General features: G+C 62.6%; 15 protein-coding genes and 1 tRNA gene. 5 read left to right on the top strand and 11 right to left on the bottom strand.

Annotation, left to right across the window (positions count from 1 at the left end):
- Positions 1-34: 34 nt before the first annotated feature.
- Complete coding sequence (locus A3AC_RS0123595; protein ID WP_025601923.1) at positions 35-1,510, top strand: MFS transporter; 1,476 nt, start codon at positions 35-37, stop codon at positions 1,508-1,510.
- Positions 1,511-1,586: 76 nt separating this feature from the next.
- Here the strand turns inward: A3AC_RS0123595 and A3AC_RS0123590 are convergent, their stop codons facing one another.
- Both A3AC_RS0123590 and A3AC_RS0123585 read right to left on the bottom strand, forming a co-directional pair.
- Positions 1,587-2,180 carry a nitroreductase family protein gene (locus tag A3AC_RS0123590; protein ID WP_025601922.1) on the bottom strand — a complete coding sequence of 198 codons (594 nt, stop codon included), beginning with the start codon at positions 2,178-2,180 and terminating at the stop codon, positions 1,587-1,589.
- Positions 2,181-2,336: 156 nt separating this feature from the next.
- Positions 2,337-3,620: an MFS transporter gene (locus A3AC_RS0123585; protein ID WP_025601920.1), complete on the bottom strand. Its 1,284-nt coding sequence runs from the start codon at positions 3,618-3,620 to the stop codon at positions 2,337-2,339.
- A 151-nt stretch (positions 3,621-3,771) separates the two neighbouring features.
- Between A3AC_RS0123585 and A3AC_RS0123580 the strand changes: the two genes are divergently transcribed.
- On the top strand, positions 3,772-4,443 hold the full coding sequence (locus A3AC_RS0123580) for a TetR/AcrR family transcriptional regulator (RefSeq protein WP_025601918.1): 672 nt from the start codon (positions 3,772-3,774) through the stop codon (positions 4,441-4,443).
- Positions 4,444-4,548: 105 nt separating this feature from the next.
- Positions 4,549-5,103: a DUF1415 domain-containing protein gene (locus tag A3AC_RS0123575; RefSeq protein WP_025601916.1), complete on the top strand. Its 555-nt coding sequence runs from the start codon at positions 4,549-4,551 to the stop codon at positions 5,101-5,103.
- 10 nt (positions 5,104-5,113) lie between these two features.
- On the opposite strand, the gene A3AC_RS0123570 is transcribed toward A3AC_RS0123575, so the two are convergent.
- Positions 5,114-5,956, bottom strand: coding sequence for a class I SAM-dependent methyltransferase (locus A3AC_RS0123570; RefSeq protein WP_025601914.1), 843 nt, complete (start codon positions 5,954-5,956; stop codon positions 5,114-5,116).
- A 381-nt stretch (positions 5,957-6,337) separates the two neighbouring features.
- On the opposite strand from A3AC_RS0123570, the gene A3AC_RS0123565 reads away from it, so the two are divergent.
- Positions 6,338-6,658, top strand: coding sequence for a hypothetical protein (locus tag A3AC_RS0123565; RefSeq protein WP_013340655.1), 321 nt, complete (start codon positions 6,338-6,340; stop codon positions 6,656-6,658).
- Positions 6,659-6,826: 168 nt separating this feature from the next.
- Here the strand turns inward: A3AC_RS0123565 and A3AC_RS0123560 are convergent, their stop codons facing one another.
- On the bottom strand, positions 6,827-7,036 hold the full coding sequence (locus A3AC_RS0123560; RefSeq protein ID WP_025601913.1) for a DUF1059 domain-containing protein: 210 nt from the start codon (positions 7,034-7,036) through the stop codon (positions 6,827-6,829).
- Positions 7,037-7,440: 404 nt separating this feature from the next.
- Between A3AC_RS0123560 and A3AC_RS0123555 the strand changes: the two genes are divergently transcribed.
- A complete protein-coding gene (locus tag A3AC_RS0123555; RefSeq protein WP_025601911.1) occupies positions 7,441-8,730 on the top strand; it encodes a TIGR03862 family flavoprotein in 1,290 nt (429 codons plus the stop codon).
- Positions 8,731-8,940: 210 nt separating this feature from the next.
- Here the strand turns inward: A3AC_RS0123555 and A3AC_RS0123550 are convergent, their stop codons facing one another.
- From A3AC_RS0123550 to petA, 7 genes are all read right to left on the bottom strand, one after another.
- Positions 8,941-10,068 (bottom strand): methyltransferase, encoded by a 1,128-nt coding sequence (locus A3AC_RS0123550; RefSeq protein WP_025601910.1) that lies wholly within the window; start codon positions 10,066-10,068, stop codon positions 8,941-8,943.
- Between the two features lie 209 nt (positions 10,069-10,277).
- Positions 10,278-10,353 (bottom strand) — tRNA-Thr (locus tag A3AC_RS0123545).
- A 19-nt stretch (positions 10,354-10,372) separates the two neighbouring features.
- Positions 10,373-10,900: a ClpXP protease specificity-enhancing factor gene (locus tag A3AC_RS0123540; protein WP_025601908.1), complete on the bottom strand. Its 528-nt coding sequence runs from the start codon at positions 10,898-10,900 to the stop codon at positions 10,373-10,375.
- Positions 10,901-10,967: 67 nt separating this feature from the next.
- Positions 10,968-11,579, bottom strand: coding sequence for a glutathione S-transferase N-terminal domain-containing protein (locus A3AC_RS0123535; protein WP_006052302.1), 612 nt, complete (start codon positions 11,577-11,579; stop codon positions 10,968-10,970).
- Between the two features lie 96 nt (positions 11,580-11,675).
- Positions 11,676-12,431: a cytochrome c1 gene (locus A3AC_RS0123530; RefSeq protein ID WP_025601905.1), complete on the bottom strand. Its 756-nt coding sequence runs from the start codon at positions 12,429-12,431 to the stop codon at positions 11,676-11,678.
- 23 nt (positions 12,432-12,454) lie between these two features.
- Entirely contained in the window at positions 12,455-13,834 is a 1,380-nt protein-coding gene (locus tag A3AC_RS0123525) for a cytochrome b (protein WP_025601903.1), read from the bottom strand.
- Positions 13,834-14,454 carry a ubiquinol-cytochrome c reductase iron-sulfur subunit gene (gene petA, locus A3AC_RS0123520; RefSeq protein WP_025601901.1) on the bottom strand — a complete coding sequence of 207 codons (621 nt, stop codon included), beginning with the start codon at positions 14,452-14,454 and terminating at the stop codon, positions 13,834-13,836. Before petA ends, A3AC_RS0123525 begins: the two co-directional genes overlap by 1 nt.
- Positions 14,455-14,629: the final 175 nt, after the last annotated feature.

Here is a 14,629-nt window from a genome sequence, read left to right as displayed (position 1 = left end):
CCCCGCATTTCAACGACTCAGGAGAGCATTAGCAATGAGCGCGCCGCCTGCCGCCGACGTCGAGCGAAACACCGCCGGGATCATCGAAACAGACTTGCCGTCGCGGCTCGATCGTCTGCCTTGGGGGCGCTTTCACACGCTGATTGTCGTCGCGCTGGGCGTGACGTGGCTGCTCGACGGACTGGAGGTAACACTCGCCGGGGCGGTCGCGAGCGCATTGAAGTCGAGTCCGTCGCTGCATTTCACCAACGCGGAGGTGGGCCTCGCGGGCAGTGCCTACATTGCCGGCGCGGTGCTCGGCGCGCTTGGCTTCGGCTGGCTCACCGACCGGCTCGGCCGGCGCAAGCTCTTTTTCATCACGCTCGCGCTCTATCTCGCGGCTACCGCCGCGACCGCCGTGTCCTGGAATCTGGCCAGCTTTCTGCTGTTCCGCATTTTGACCGGCGCCGGCATCGGCGGCGAATACACGGCGATCAATTCGACGATTCAGGAGTTCACGCCGCCTCGCGTACGCGGCTGGATCGATCTCGCGATCAACGGCACGTTCTGGGTCGGCGCGGGGCTCGGCGCGGCCGGCTCGCTGATTCTGCTCGATCCGCAGCTGCTGCCGGGCGACTGGGGCTGGCGAGCGTGTTTTTTCATCGGCGCCGCGCTTGCATTGACCGTACTGCCCATGCGCATCTGGGTGCCCGAAAGCCCGCGCTGGCTGCTCACGCACGGCGACGAGCGCGACGCGCGCGCGATTGTCGAAGGAATCGAAACGCGCTTTCGCAGCGAAGGCCACATGCTGCCTGCCGACGGCTTCACGCGCCTGCGCCTGAGGGCGCGCGGACACACGCCGCTCGGCGAGGTGTTCCACACGCTTTTCAGTCTGCATCGGCGGCGCGCGCTGGTCGGCCTTTCGCTGATGACCGCGCAGGCGTTCTTCTACAACGCGATTTTCTTCACCTACGCGCTCGTTCTGACGGATTTTTACGGCGTGCCTGGCGAGCACATCGGCTGGTATCTGCTGCCCTTCGCCTTAGGCAATTTTCTGGGTCCACTGGTGCTGGGCCGCCTTTTCGACGTGATCGGGCGACGCAAGATGATCGCGTCGACTTACGCGATCTCGGCGATTCTGCTGACGGTAAGCGGCTACCTGTTCGAGCAGCACATGCTGACGGTCGTCACGCAAACAATCGCGTGGATGGTGATTTTCTTCTTCGCGTCGGCCGCGGCCAGTTCGGCTTACCTTACGGTCAGCGAATCGTTCCCGCTGGAAATCCGCGCGCTTGCCATTGCTGTGTTCTACGCGTTCGGCACGGCGCTCGGCGGGATCGCCGGCCCGGCTTTCTTTGGACGGCTGATCGACACGCATCAGCGCGGCGAGGTGTTTTCGGGCTATCTGGTCGGCTCTGCGCTGATGCTCGCGGCGGCGGTGATCGCGGCGATCTGGGGCGTGGACGCGGAGCGCAAGTCTTTGGAGCATGTGGCCGCGCCGCTTTCCAGCGTAACCGACGACGCGCTTTGACGAACTCCAATAAAAAACGCGCGGCCGCTTCGCTGCGCCGCGCGTTTTTCTGCTGATGTGCGCCTGCTCGACCGGCTCAGAACGCCTTCTTCCAGCCCCCGCTGTAGGCAATCTCCGCCAGCGGCAGCCGCTGACGGGCCGACTTCTCACGTTCGCGCAGAACGGGGTCCAGCTTGTCGACCTCGCCGTAATGGCCGAGCGAAATGATCGCGATAGGTTCCACGTCGTTCGGCAGATCAAAGGCGGTGCGAAACGCGTTCTGGTCGAAGCCGCTCATCTGATGCGCGGCGAGTCCGAGCGCATGCGCCTGCAACACCAGCGCCATGGCGGCGGCGCCGGCGTCGTATTGCGCACAGCGATTTACTTCGCCCTTGGCGGTACGCGTTTGCGTGGTCACGGCGATCAGCACGGGCGCGGGTGCATTCCAGCCCTGGTTGAACGGCACGAGTGTGGTGAACGCCTGCTTGAACGCGACTTCATCGACGCTGCGGTCGAACACTATAAACCGCCACGGCTGCGCGTTATACGACGAGGGCGCCCAGCGCGCCGCCTCGAGCACGGCGTGCAGGTTTTCGCGGCTCACCGGCTCGCTGGAATACGCGCGCGGGCTCCAGCGACCAGCGATCAGCTCGTGAATGGCAACTTCGGTTGGGGCAGGTTTGTGGGTCATGCGCTTCTCTCGGTGGAAATTCATGATCGCGGGCGGCTGCCCGGGGTCACATAGCATACCGAAGGTTCGGCGCGCCCGCTGTGCGAAGCCTGCAGTTCGTTTTTCCATAGCGAGGAAAGACGCGTGCTATCGCTGCGCGTCTTTCCTCGCGTCGCGCTAGATGGCTTGCGGCTCCGGCACCTTGGCAGGCCGGTTGATCCGCAGCACGATGACCGCGGCCACGAGGCACAGGCCGCCGGAAATCATCGACGCCACCGTGTAGGTGCCAAGGCTCGCGCGCAGCATGCCCGCGCCGAGCGCCGCAAAGGCAGCGCCGAGTTGATGCCCGGCCACCACCCAGCCGAACACGACGGGCGCCGATTCCTTGCCGTAGACGTCCGTGGCGAGACGCACGGTCGGCGGCACGGTGGCGATCCAGTCGAGCCCGTAGAACACGGCGAAAAGCGGCAGCCCGAAGAAGTCGATGCCGAAAGCGTGCGGCAGATACATCAGCGACAAGCCGCGCAGTCCGTAATACCAGAACAGCAGCACACGGCTATTGAAGCGGTCCGAGAGCCAGCCGGAGAGCGTCGTGCCGAACAGATCGAAGATACCCATCGCGGCGAGCAGCGACGCGCCCTGCACTTCGGTCATGCCGTAGTCGCCGCACATCGCGATCAGATGTGTGCCGACGTAACCGTTCGTGCTCGCCCCGCAGATAAAGAAGCTGAAAAACAGCAGCCAGAAATCGCGAGTCTTGCTCGCCATCGCGAGCGTGCCGAATGCAATGGCGAGCGGATTCTGCTTCGTGGCGGTGGCCGCCACGGGCGCGTCGTGCGGTTCGCCGTACGGACGCAGTTGCACATCCGCAGGGCGCTCGGGCAGCAGAAACGCCACCAGCGGCAGCACGATCGCCGCGGCCGCCGCGACCACCCACACCACCTGGCGCCAGCCGTAATGTTCGGCGATGGCCGCGAGCATCGGCAGAAACACGAGTTGGCCGGTCGCCGAACTGGCCGTGAGAATGCCCATGACGAGCCCGCGATGCGTGGTGAACCAGCGCGTCACCACCGTCGCCGACAAAGACAGCGCCGCGACGCCCGTTGCGCCGCCGACCATCACGCCCCAGACGAGAACCATCTGCCACGGCTGCGTCATGAGCGACGACAGCGAGACGCCCGCCGCCATCGTGCCCAGCGCAACGAGCAACGTAGGCCGCACGCCGAAGCGCTGCATGGCCGCCGCCGCGAATGGTCCCATCAACCCGTAGAGCGCAATGTTCACCGAGATCGCCAGTGAAATCGTCGCCCGGCTCCAGCCGAACTGGTGCTCCAGCGGCACCATCATCACGCTCGGCGTGGCGCGCGTGCCGGCCGCCGCGAGCAACACCAGAAACACGACGGCGACCGTCAACCAGCCGTAGTGAAAACGCCTGCCTATCAGTTTTGCTGCCCAGTTCATTGGCTCTCCTTTTGGGTGGACGCAAATATCCGCACCGCTCGTACTATTACCGTTTCCGTAAAGCACTTGTGACAGATCAGTCACAATGGTGTTGCGATCTTAGTTACCGGTCGGTAACATGTCAAGGCGTCGATTGAATTTGAGGCTGTCCATGTCTGAAAGCGAAACCTCCAAGCGAGCCGGTTCCCGGGCTGAGTCAACGCCTGCGCCGGCCAACCGGCGCGGGCGCGGCACGCATACGACCGGACCTGAAGCGCAACAGCATCTGCTGCGCGCCGCCTCCGAGCTGTTCTACCGCGAGGGCGTGCGGGCGGTCGGCGTGGATGCGGTGGTCGAGCGCGCCGGCGTCAACAAAATGAGCCTGTACCGCCAGTTCTCGTCGAAAGACGATCTCGTCATGGCGTATCTGGACCGCAAAGACGCGCAGTTTTTCGACTACGTCGAGAAGAGCTTCGCGAAACATCCCGGCGACCCGGCGCGGCAACTACAGCAATATTTCGACGACCTCGCCGCGCGAGCATCGCTCGAAAGTTATCGAGGCTGTCCGTTCGTGAATGTCGCGGTCGAGTTTGCGGACACCGAACACGCCGCCCGGCAATTCGTGTTTCGCAACAAGGAGCGTCTGCTGGCGCGCCTGACGGAAATAGCGACAGCCGCCGGCGCCGACGATCCTGAGACGCTCGCCAACTCGCTGGCTTTGCTGATCGAGGGCGTGTACGCGGCGAGCCAGACCTATCGCGCGGGCTCGGGGCCGGTGCTGGCCGCGCCGAAAGCGGCGGCCCAGCTGATCGCGGCGGCATGCGGCGGGAAGCCGGCGCGTTAGGTTTCTGGCGGCCCACTGAGCGCAGCGCAGCCCAGCCGACCGTGCCGCCGTCAGCACTCACGCACGCGCCGTTACAATGACGCTTTGCCTGTCCTGCCGCCTGCCATGCCGCTGTCCGCTCAATCGCACGACACTGTCGTTGCCGCCACCCGTCACTGGCTGACCGAAGCCGTTATCGGCCTCAATCTGTGTCCGTTTGCGAAGGCTGTCCACGTCAAGGGGCAAATTCGCTACGCGGTTAGCGAGGCAACTGATCTGGAAGGCGTGCTCGCAGATCTCGAAACCGAGCTCAACGCGCTAGTCGCCGCGGACCCCGCCGCCGTCGACACGACGCTGCTGATCCTGCCGCAAGCGTTACCTGATTTTCTCGACTACAACGACGCGCTGTTTTTCGCCGAGCGAATGCTGAAGCAACTTCGCCTTGAAGGCATTATCCAGATTGCGAGCTTTCACCCGTTGTATCAGTTCGAAGGCACCGAAGCCAGCGACATTGAAAATTACACGAATCGCGCGCCGTATCCGATTCTGCATTTACTGAGAGAAGACAGCATTGAACGCGCGGTTCAGGCTTTTCCCGACGCCGAGCAGATTTACGAGCGCAATCAGGAAACGCTCCGCAGAATCGGACTGGCCGGCTGGAATAAACTGATGAAGAGCTGATTCACGCGATTCACGCGGAAACGAAAAACCGCTCTTTCAGTTCCTCGATACCCAGTGTTTGCATCACCTCGTTGAGCCGCTCGGCTGGGCGCCGCCGCGGCAGGTCCTTGAACTGGGCGATGATGAGCTCGTTTTTCATCGAATGCTCCCAGCCGACGAGCTCCGTTACGCTCACCTGATAGCCATGCGCCTCCAACTGCAGACAGCGCAGCACGTTGGTAATCTGACTGCCGAATTCGCGCGTATGCAATGGATGTCGCCAGATTTCCGTCAACGCATTACCCAGCGATTTACCTTTGTTTTGACGTAAAACCCCCGCCACTTCGGCCTGGCAACATGGCACGACCACAATGTATTTCGCCTTCTTTTCGAGAGCGAAGCGAATTGCGTCGTCGGTTGCGGTGTTGCATGCATGCAGCGCGGTAACAATATCGATCTGCGCCGGCAGACGGTCCGAGGTAATCGAATCCGCTACCGACAGATTCAAAAACGACATTCCCTTGAAGCCGAGCCGAGCCGCCAGTTCCTCCGAGCGGGCCACCAGCTCCTCGCGGGTTTCAATGCCGTAAATGTGCGACGCCCCACCCGCGGCATCCTGAAACTCCTTGAAGAACAGGTCGTACAGGATAAAACCTAGATATGACTTGCCCGCGCCGTGATCGACGAGGGTGACCGTGCCCTTCTGGTCCTTCAGGTCCTTGAGCAGCGGCTCGATGAACTGGAACAGATGGTAGACCTGCTTCAGCTTGCGGCGGCTGTCCTGATTCATCTTGCCGTCGCGTGTCAGGATATGCAGTTCCTTGAGCAACTCGATGGACTGGTTCGGGCGGATTTCGTGAGTTTTGCTGGACATCGTGGGGAGCCGTCGGCAATTGCAGCGCGAACGTGCGTCAGGTGACGGAAAAAAACAGAAGTTGCTGCCAGTTTACCCAAACGGCGGCCCGCTCACCGAAGTGCTCGCGAAAACCGGCAGGAAGTTCCGCATTCCTGGAACAGTTCCTGCTCTTTCCGGCTCGACTTAGTGAGCCCGGCGCGCGCAGCGAACCGTTTTGCGCCGCCAGGGTCCCAAGGGCGTAGACATGGTGCCCATAACAACAAGCTGTCGGCCGTGTTTGGCACACACGGCCCCAATGCATGTGGGGAGGACGGCTCGTAACACGAGCCGAACGTTACGTAACCGGCAGCGCGCCGCGATCTCTACTGGATGCGCGCCCGGCCAATAGAAGAGGCAGCAATGGATACGGTACCCAACGGAAACGTCGAACAGAAGTTCCAGGAAATGATGGCGAAGCTCACCGCCATGCCCGCCTGGACCGAAAAGCAGCAACTCGAACTGGAGATGGCCCGCGACATCTCCACGGAAATGCTTCGTCTCGCCGAAGTCATGCGCGACGGCAGCGTCGACATGGAAACCTGCCTGACGCTGCTCAAATACGCGAAAGTGCTGGACTTCGTGATGACGACGCTCGCTTCGCGGCGCGACATCAAACCGCAAACGCTGCGCGTCATTTTCAAGCTTGCCGGACTCAAGGTCGACGAAGCGTACCCGACCTGAGACCGTGGGCAACGCGCCGGGACGTCGACTTCACGCCGCGACTCGCGCGAGCGGTCAAGCGCCGCTCGCCTCCCCCGCGAGTCAGCGCGGCGGCTCTTATTCTGTCGTGCCACGGCCCAGGTCTGAGACCCGGGTCCGAGGCTCATGCCCAACGCACGAATTCGTAACTCACATGCGCGGTGATTCCACAGGCGGAGTGCCTTCGTGGAAGAGCGTCCGCAATTGCGAGCGCAACTCCGGCGAATCAGCATGCTTGTGCACGCTGACGGCGTGCTGGACGGCTGCGTCGAGCAGTTCGTCCTCGCTGTCGGCCGACAGAGCGACTGTGCAGTTCGTTTCGCTCGGGAACTCGCGGCAGTCAATGTAATGGCGGGTCATGGCAGTCTCCTTGATCGGCATGTTGGGACATCCACGCGGGACATCATGCGCGAACCCGCAGCTCACCTGCCATGCGCTGGCACGTGGTGCAGCAAGAACGTGGTGAGTGGAATCGACGCGGCAACGACGCAAAGTGCGCCCGATGGAAGGTGTCCAAAAATTATAGTTCGCGATGCTGAATAACCCAGCGGCAGGCCACTGACGCCGCGCGGCTGAAGGCGCCGAAATGTAGCGTTCTCGCGTCGGTGGCGGCGCAAGGCGCGTTTGCTCCGCGCCGCATGCGGTGTGAAAATAGCGCCCTTTGCAGCGCCGGCATCGTTCCTTGCCGTCCTTGTCCGCGTTTCGCGCGGTTGGCCGTCAGTCGCGGCGGCGCGCCCCGCCTTTTCGCTTATCCGCAGGCCCGCATGTCATCTTCGTTCGATTCCGCCCGCGTCGCCGTCATCGGCGGCGGACCCGCCGGCTTGATGGCCGCCGAGGCGCTGTGCCAACAAGGCGTGCAGGTCGACGTCTACGACGCGATGCCTTCCGTCGGCCGCAAATTCCTGATGGCTGGCAAAGGCGGCATGAACATCACGCATTCCGAGCCGCTTGAGCCGTTTCTCGACCGTTATGGCGCGCGCCGCGAATCGCTCGCGCCGCTGATCGGCGCGTTCGGGCCCGACGCCTTGCGTGCCTGGTTGCGCGGGCTCGGCGTGGAGACCTTCGTCGGCAGCTCGGGACGCGTTTTTCCGACCGACATGAAGGCCGCGCCGATGCTGCGTGCGTGGCTGCATCGGTTGAGGGAAGGCGGAGTCAGGTTTCACATGCGGCACAAGTGGCACGGCTGGAGCAGCGGGCCGCAGGACGAAGCGGCTGCCACGTCGATTCACGCCGCGCCGGCCTTGCGTTTCGCGACACCCGAGGGCGAACGGCTCGTCGATTGCGACGCCGTCGTGCTGGCACTCGGCGGCGCAAGCTGGCCGCGCCTCGGGTCCGACGCCGCCTGGGTGCCCTTGATCGCGTCGCGCGGCGTGCCGGTTCGCCCGCTCCAACCGTCGAACTGCGGCTTCGACGCCGACTGGAGCCCTTACCTGCGCGAGCGTTTCGCGGGCGAACCGGTGAAGTCCGTGGCCATTTCACTGACCGACGTAGACGGAAAAGTCCACAATCGACAAGGTGAAATACTTCTGACAGAAACGGGCCTTGAAGGCAGTCTGATCTACGCGCTTTCGGTGCCGATTCGCGAGCGGATTCTGGCTGACGGCGAGCTCACGATCTCGCTGGATCTGGCGCCAGGCTTGGCTCTTGAGCGGGTGGTCGCCGAAGTGGCAAGGCCGCGCGGCTCGCGCTCGATATCGAGTCACCTTCAGGGAAGAGTCGGCATTAGCGGCGTCAAACTGGCGCTACTCCATGAAATCCTGCCGAAGGAAGTTTTCGCCGACTCAGCCCGTCTCGCGCACGCCATCAAGAAGTTGCCGGTGCGGCTACTGCGGGCACGGCCGATTGCCGAAGCGATCAGCAGCGCCGGCGGCATTCCGTTCGAGGCGCTGGACGCGCACCTCATGATCGAGCGTTTGCCCGGCGTTTTCTGCGCGGGGGAGATGTTGGACTGGGAAGCGCCCACGGGCGGCTATCTGCTGACGGCTTGTTTTGCCAGCGGCCTGGCGGCCGGCTGCGGCGCGGCGGCGTTCGTCAAGGCGCGGGGCGCGGCGTAGTGAAGTTGGCGCGGGCGGCTCGGTGCCGCGCTGCGCGGGGCGCGGCGTAGCCAGGCGCTACGTGGCGTGGCGTGGCGTGGCGCGGCGCGGCGCGGCGCTCGCGCAGCGTGCGTGGGGACAGGTCACGCCGTTGAGTGCCGCCGAGGTCGTACGCCGCCCCGCTCTTCCACCAGCTATAGACTCTCAGATCCCGTCGCTTCTCAACCTGCCTCACGAACGCGCCTTCAGCCGCCACAGCGAAGTGAGTTCCGCCACCCGCGCCTTATGCAGCGGATCGGTTTCGTCGGTCGACTTGGGATGCCTTGGGCGAATATCCTCGCGCCCCGCCACCGTCAACCCCGCATTCCCGATGGCGGCAAGCAGCCAATCGCGAGTGCGCAGCCCGAGATGCTCGGCAAGGTCCGATAGAATCAGCCAGCCTTCGCCGCCCGGCGACAGATGTTCCGCTAGGCCATTAAGAAAGCCGAGCAGCATCCGGCTTTCGGGATCATAGACGGCATACTCGATTGGCGAAGCCGGCCGCGCCGGCACCCACGGCGGATTACAGACGACGAGCGGCGCCCGTCCCTCCGGAAACAGATCGGCTTGTACGACCTCGACTTGCTGTTCGTATCCGAGGCGCGCAAGATTCTCGCGCGCACACGCAAGCGCCCGCGGGTCCTGGTCGGTCGCCACGATCTTTCTGACTCCGCGTTTAGCCAGCAGCGCGGCGAGCACGCCAGTGCCGGTTCCGATGTCGAACGCCTTGTTGAGCGACGGCAGCGGCGTGCGCGCGACGAGATCCACATATTCGCCGCGCACCGGCGAAAAAACACCGTAATGCGGATGAATCCTGTCGCCGAGCGCGGGAATCTCCACACCCTTCTTGCGCCATTCATGCGCGCCGATCAGGCCGAGCAGCTCGCGCAGCGACACGACCGACGCCTCGTCGGCCGGCGGGCCGTAGGTTTCGATGCATGCCTGCTGCACGTCGGGTGCGCGGCGCAGCGGAATCGCGTAGCTGGCGTCGAGCGGAATCAGGATCATGCCGAGCGTACGCGCGCGCTGCGACTGCGTCTGCCGGTGCAGATTGAATGCTTCGAGGGGAGTCGCCCCCTGCTTGCGCGGTTTGCGTTCGAGCCGACGCGTGACCGCCTGCAACAATTGCCGGGCGTTCTGGAAGTCGCCGTTCCACAGAAGCGCGGTGCCTTCGCACGCGAGCCGATAGGCCGAATCCGCGGTGGTCCGGTCGTCGGCGACGATCACGCGCCTGGGCGGCGGCACCGCCGCTTCGGAGCGCCAACGCGCGGTGCGGGGGCCGTCGGCTTCGGGCCAGGTGATGCTTGCGGGGGTGGTCATGGTGAGGTCTTTTGGCGAAAGCGCGGCGCGATGTGGCGCGCTTTCAGTGGTCAGGCTTCACAAAAGTAGACAGTTTTGTCCACAATCGACAAGGTGAAAGAGATATGGTGATTTTAGCCTTCACCTGCGCTCACCGTACGTATGCAAAGCGCTGATTGGCCAATAAAAAACGGGGTTCCTGACTGAACAGAAACCCCGTTTCGCACTACTGGTGCCGGCTGCAGGACTCGAACCCGCCACCTCATGATTACAAGTCAAGCGCTCTACCTGATGAGCTAAGCCGGCATGAGGCCGTGATTCTACTTCATTTTACGAGCTTGAGGCGAGCCCTCCCGCCACCTTTCGAACCGTCGTCGTCGGGCGGCTCGCCCTCCGGCGCGGGCTCGGCTTTGGAGGGCGCGTCAGCAGCGGACGGGCTGTCGACCGCGCGCGGTGCGGCCGGCGTGGCCGGCGCGACCGGTTCCGCGACCGGCTCGACCGTTTCAGCGTCCGCGCCTGAATCGCGCGCCTCGCCGCCGGTCGACTCGACCGGGAATGCCATACCCTGCCCGTTTTCGCGCGCGTAGATCGCGAGAACATTGGCGACGGGCACCTCGATCTTGTGCGACTTGCCGGAGAAACGGGCGCTGAACTCGATCCACTCGTTGCCCATCTGCAATTGGCTCGTGGCCTCGAAACTGATGTTCAACACGATCTCGTTTTCGCGCACGAACTGGCGCGGCACACGCGTGTGATTATCTACGCGCACGGCGATGTGCGGCGTGTAGCCGTTATCCGTGCACCATTCGTACAGCGCGCGCAACAGGTAAGGCTTGGTGGAAATCTCTTGCATCAGCAGTCCTCTTACCGGGCACGGGCGCGCGCAGTCAGCCGCGCGGCGCCCGAGCCCAAAGCCCAACTCAACGACGCATCACCTTTTCCGAAGGCGTGAGCGCCTCTATATAAGCCGGACGGCTGAAAATGCGCTCGGCGTACTTCATCAGCGGCGCCGCGTTCTTCGACAGCTCAATGCCATAGTGATCCAGACGCCACAGCAGCGGCGCGATTGCGACGTCGAGCATGGAGAACTCTTCGCCGAGCATGTACTTGTTCTTCAGGAAGATAGGCGCGAGTTGTGTCAGGCGATCGCGAATCGCGAGACGCGCCTTCTCGTGGTTCTTCTCGGCGGCTTTGCCCTTTTCGTTCTCGAGCGTGCCGACGTGGACGAACAGTTCCTTCTCGAAGTTCAGCAGGAACAGGCGGGCGCGCGCGCGCTGCACCGGATCGGCCGGCATGAGTTGCGGGTGCGGGAAGCGCTCGTCGATATACTCGTTGATGATGTTCGATTCGTACAGAATCAGGTCCCGTTCCACGAGAATCGGCACTTGACCATACGGATTCATCACGGCGATGTCTTCCGGCTTGTTAAACAGGTCGACGTCGCGGATCTCGAAGTCCATGCCCTTTTCGAACAGCACCAGCCGGCAACGCTGGGAGAACGGGCAAGTAGTGCCGGAATACAGAACCATCATGATTTACGTTTCCTCAAAAAGCTGAAGGGCCAGCGCGCGGAAAAACCGTTCAGCAGGTTTTTCCTGGCGCCGGCCCCACGCCGTGTAGCGGCGTGATTATTTGATATGTTTCCAGTACGCGGCGTTCAGTCGCCAGGCGAAAAAGCTCAGAATACCGAGGAACAAGAGCACCCACACGCCAAGTTGCTTGCGGGTTTTCTGCGTCGGCTCGGACATCCAGGACAGGTACGACACAAGGTCGGCCACAGCAGAATCATAATCTACCGGCGACATCGTCCCCGGAGTGACCTGCTGGAAGCCCACAAATTTGTGCACGGTCTCGCCCGTTCTTTCGTCGACTTCGTCACCGAACTTCGCGGTACGTTGCCCCTGAAGCTGCCACAGCACGTGAGGCATGCTCACGTTTTCATACACCAGATTGTTCCAGCCGGTCGGCCGCGTATTGTCGCGATAAAAACTGCGCAAATACGTGTACAGCCAATCCTTGCCGCGCGCCCGCGCTTCCACCGACAAGTCCGGCGGACTCGCGCCGAACCACGCTTTCGCGTCGTCCGGGCGCATCGCCACCGTCATCGTGTTGCCGATCTTGTCCGTCGTGAAGAGCAGGTTCGACTGAATCTCGTTCGGCGTGATGCCGAGGTCGGTCAGCCGGTTGTAGCGCATCAGGTTCGCGCTGTGGCAATTCAGGCAGTAGTTTACAAACAATTGCGCACCATGCTGCAAAGAAGCGAAATTGTCAGCGTTATCCGGCGCATGGTCGAGATGGAAATTCTCGTCCGCGTATGCCGGGCCGGCCAACAGCGCGAGCAGTGTCGCGCCGATCAGCGCGCACGTCGAAAGCAGCTTTTTCATCTTCGTGTTCTCCTCGCTCGCGATTAGTGGGGCTTGTAGCGCACGCGCTCGGGCGGCTGCTTGAACGTGCCAAGCCGCGTCCAGAACGGCATGCCGAGGAAAAACGCGAAGTAGATCAGCGCGCAGACCTGCGCAATCAACGTGGCGGCCGGCGACGGCGGTTTCGTGCCGAGAAAGCCCAACGTGAGGAACGCGAGCACGAAGATCCCGTAGAACACCTTGTGGAAGAACGGCCGGTAACGGATCGACTTGACGGGCGACCGGTCGAGCCACGGCAGGAAAAAGAGCGAAATGACCGCGCCGCCCATCACCACCACACCCCAGAACTTCGACTCGGTGAACGCCATGGCCAGAATCACCAGAACCGCGAGCACCGGCAAGCCGAGCTTCCACTTGCCGCGCGCGCGCACGAGCGCGAGCAGGCCGAGCAGCGCGATGACGACCATCAGGACGATCTTGAACGGGTCGGTAGTGGCGCGCAGCATCGCGTAAAAGGCGGTGAAGTACCAGACCGGCGCGATTTCCGGCGGCGTCTGCAGCGGATTGGCCGGCACGAAGTTATTGGCTTCGAGGAAGTACCCGCCCATTTCCGGCGCGAAGAAAATGATCGCCGCGAAGATCATCAGGAAGATCGACACCCCCATGAAATCGTGCACCGAGTAGTACGGGTGGAACGGGATTCCGTCGAGCGGAATGCCATCCGCGCCCTTCTTCGCCTTGATCTCGATGCCGTCCGGGTTGTTGGAGCCCACCTCGTGCAGCGCGACGAGGTGCGCAACGACCAGCCCGAGCAGCACCAGCGGAATTGCGATCACGTGAAATGCGAAGAAGCGGTTCAGCGTGACGTCCGACACCACGTAGTCGCCGCGAATCCACAGCGACAGGTCCGGGCCGATGAACGGAATCGCCGAGAACAGGTTCACGATCACCTGCGCGCCCCAGAACGACATCTGGCCCCACGGCAGCAGATAGCCGAAAAACGCCTCGGCCATGAGAGACAGAAAGATCGCGCAGCCGAAAATCCACACGAGTTCGCGCGGCTTGCGGTACGAGCCGTAAAGGAGCCCGCGGAACATATGCAGATAGACGACCACAAAGAACATCGACGCGCCCGTGGAATGCAAATAGCGGATCAGCCAGCCCCACGGCACCTCGCGCATGATGTACTCGACCGAGGCGAACGCAAGCGTCGCGTCGGGCTTGTAGTTCATCGTGAGGAAGATGCCTGTGACGATCTGGTTGACCAGCACCAGCAACGCGAGCGAGCCGAAGAAGTACCAGAAGTTGAAGTTCTTCGGCGCGTAGTACTCGGAAACATGCTTTTTCCACGTGGACGTGAACGGAAAGCGCCGGTCGAGCCAGCCGACAAGCCCGGTCGTCTCTACTTCGTGTTCGATCGCCATTACGCTTCTCCTTTCTCGTCCTTGCCGATCACGAGCCCATTGGCCGACGTGAACATATAAGGCGGGATGTCGAGGTTCTGCGGCGCGGGTTTGTTCTTGAAGACGCGGCCGGCCATGTCATAGGTCGAACCGTGGCACGGGCACAGAAAGCCGCCTGGCCAGTCGTCCGGAAGATTGGGCTGCGCGCCCTCCTGGAAGCGCGGCGTCGGCGTGCAGCCCAGATGGGTGCAGACAGCGACGGCGACAAGAATATTCTTGTGGTCGGTACGCGAACGGAATTCGTTGTTGCAGTAGTCCGGCAACGGCAGCGAAAACGGATTCTTCGAGTGGGGATCGGCTACTTCGTTATCGGCTTTCTTGACATCGGCGAGCATCTTGTCGGTGCGGTGGATGATCCACACCGGCTTGCCGCGCCAGGCCACGGTCTTCATGTCGCCGGGCTTCAGATCGCTGATGTCGACTTCGACCGGCGCTCCGGCTGCCTTGGCTTTTTCAGATGGTGCAAACGAACTAACAAAGGGTACGACAGTGGCAACGCCTCCAATGCCACCTGCTACGGTCGTCGCTATCAGCCAGGTACGGCGGCTGCCGTCGACGCGTTCATCTTCCTTGTCTCGCATCACACGCCCCACTTCTGAGTTGGATTTTCCTTCAGGTCGCTTCTACCGCCGCTAGTTTGCTCGAATGGAGTCGCCATTTACAAGGGCCGATTGCCAAAAACCGTGCGAACCCCTTGATAACTCAGGGTTTCTCCGTACAGATCGCAAACTTTTTCGCACCTCCTTTTAAGTGCCC

Source organism: Burkholderia sp. WSM2230 (assembly GCF_000472445.1).
Lineage (GTDB): Bacteria > Pseudomonadota > Gammaproteobacteria > Burkholderiales > Burkholderiaceae > Paraburkholderia.
This window is presented reverse-complemented; position numbering and strand designations above follow the sequence as displayed.

Coding starts and splice junctions, on each gene's coding strand:
- A3AC_RS0123595 (WP_025601923.1), top strand. CDS start 35: ATGAGCGCGCCGCCTGCCGCCGACGTCGAGCGAAACACCGCCGGGATC.
- A3AC_RS0123590 (WP_025601922.1), bottom strand. CDS start 2,180: ATGACCCACAAACCTGCCCCAACCGAAGTTGCCATTCACGAGCTGATC.
- A3AC_RS0123585 (WP_025601920.1), bottom strand. CDS start 3,620: ATGAACTGGGCAGCAAAACTGATAGGCAGGCGTTTTCACTACGGCTGG.
- A3AC_RS0123580 (WP_025601918.1), top strand. CDS start 3,772: ATGTCTGAAAGCGAAACCTCCAAGCGAGCCGGTTCCCGGGCTGAGTCA.
- A3AC_RS0123575 (WP_025601916.1), top strand. CDS start 4,549: ATGCCGCTGTCCGCTCAATCGCACGACACTGTCGTTGCCGCCACCCGT.
- A3AC_RS0123570 (WP_025601914.1), bottom strand. CDS start 5,956: ATGTCCAGCAAAACTCACGAAATCCGCCCGAACCAGTCCATCGAGTTG.
- A3AC_RS0123565 (WP_013340655.1), top strand. CDS start 6,338: ATGGATACGGTACCCAACGGAAACGTCGAACAGAAGTTCCAGGAAATG.
- A3AC_RS0123560 (WP_025601913.1), bottom strand. CDS start 7,036: ATGACCCGCCATTACATTGACTGCCGCGAGTTCCCGAGCGAAACGAAC.
- A3AC_RS0123555 (WP_025601911.1), top strand. CDS start 7,441: ATGTCATCTTCGTTCGATTCCGCCCGCGTCGCCGTCATCGGCGGCGGA.
- A3AC_RS0123550 (WP_025601910.1), bottom strand. CDS start 10,068: ATGACCACCCCCGCAAGCATCACCTGGCCCGAAGCCGACGGCCCCCGC.
- A3AC_RS0123540 (WP_025601908.1), bottom strand. CDS start 10,900: ATGCAAGAGATTTCCACCAAGCCTTACCTGTTGCGCGCGCTGTACGAA.
- A3AC_RS0123535 (WP_006052302.1), bottom strand. CDS start 11,579: ATGATGGTTCTGTATTCCGGCACTACTTGCCCGTTCTCCCAGCGTTGC.
- A3AC_RS0123530 (WP_025601905.1), bottom strand. CDS start 12,431: ATGAAAAAGCTGCTTTCGACGTGCGCGCTGATCGGCGCGACACTGCTC.
- A3AC_RS0123525 (WP_025601903.1), bottom strand. CDS start 13,834: ATGGCGATCGAACACGAAGTAGAGACGACCGGGCTTGTCGGCTGGCTC.
- petA (WP_025601901.1), bottom strand. CDS start 14,454: ATGCGAGACAAGGAAGATGAACGCGTCGACGGCAGCCGCCGTACCTGG.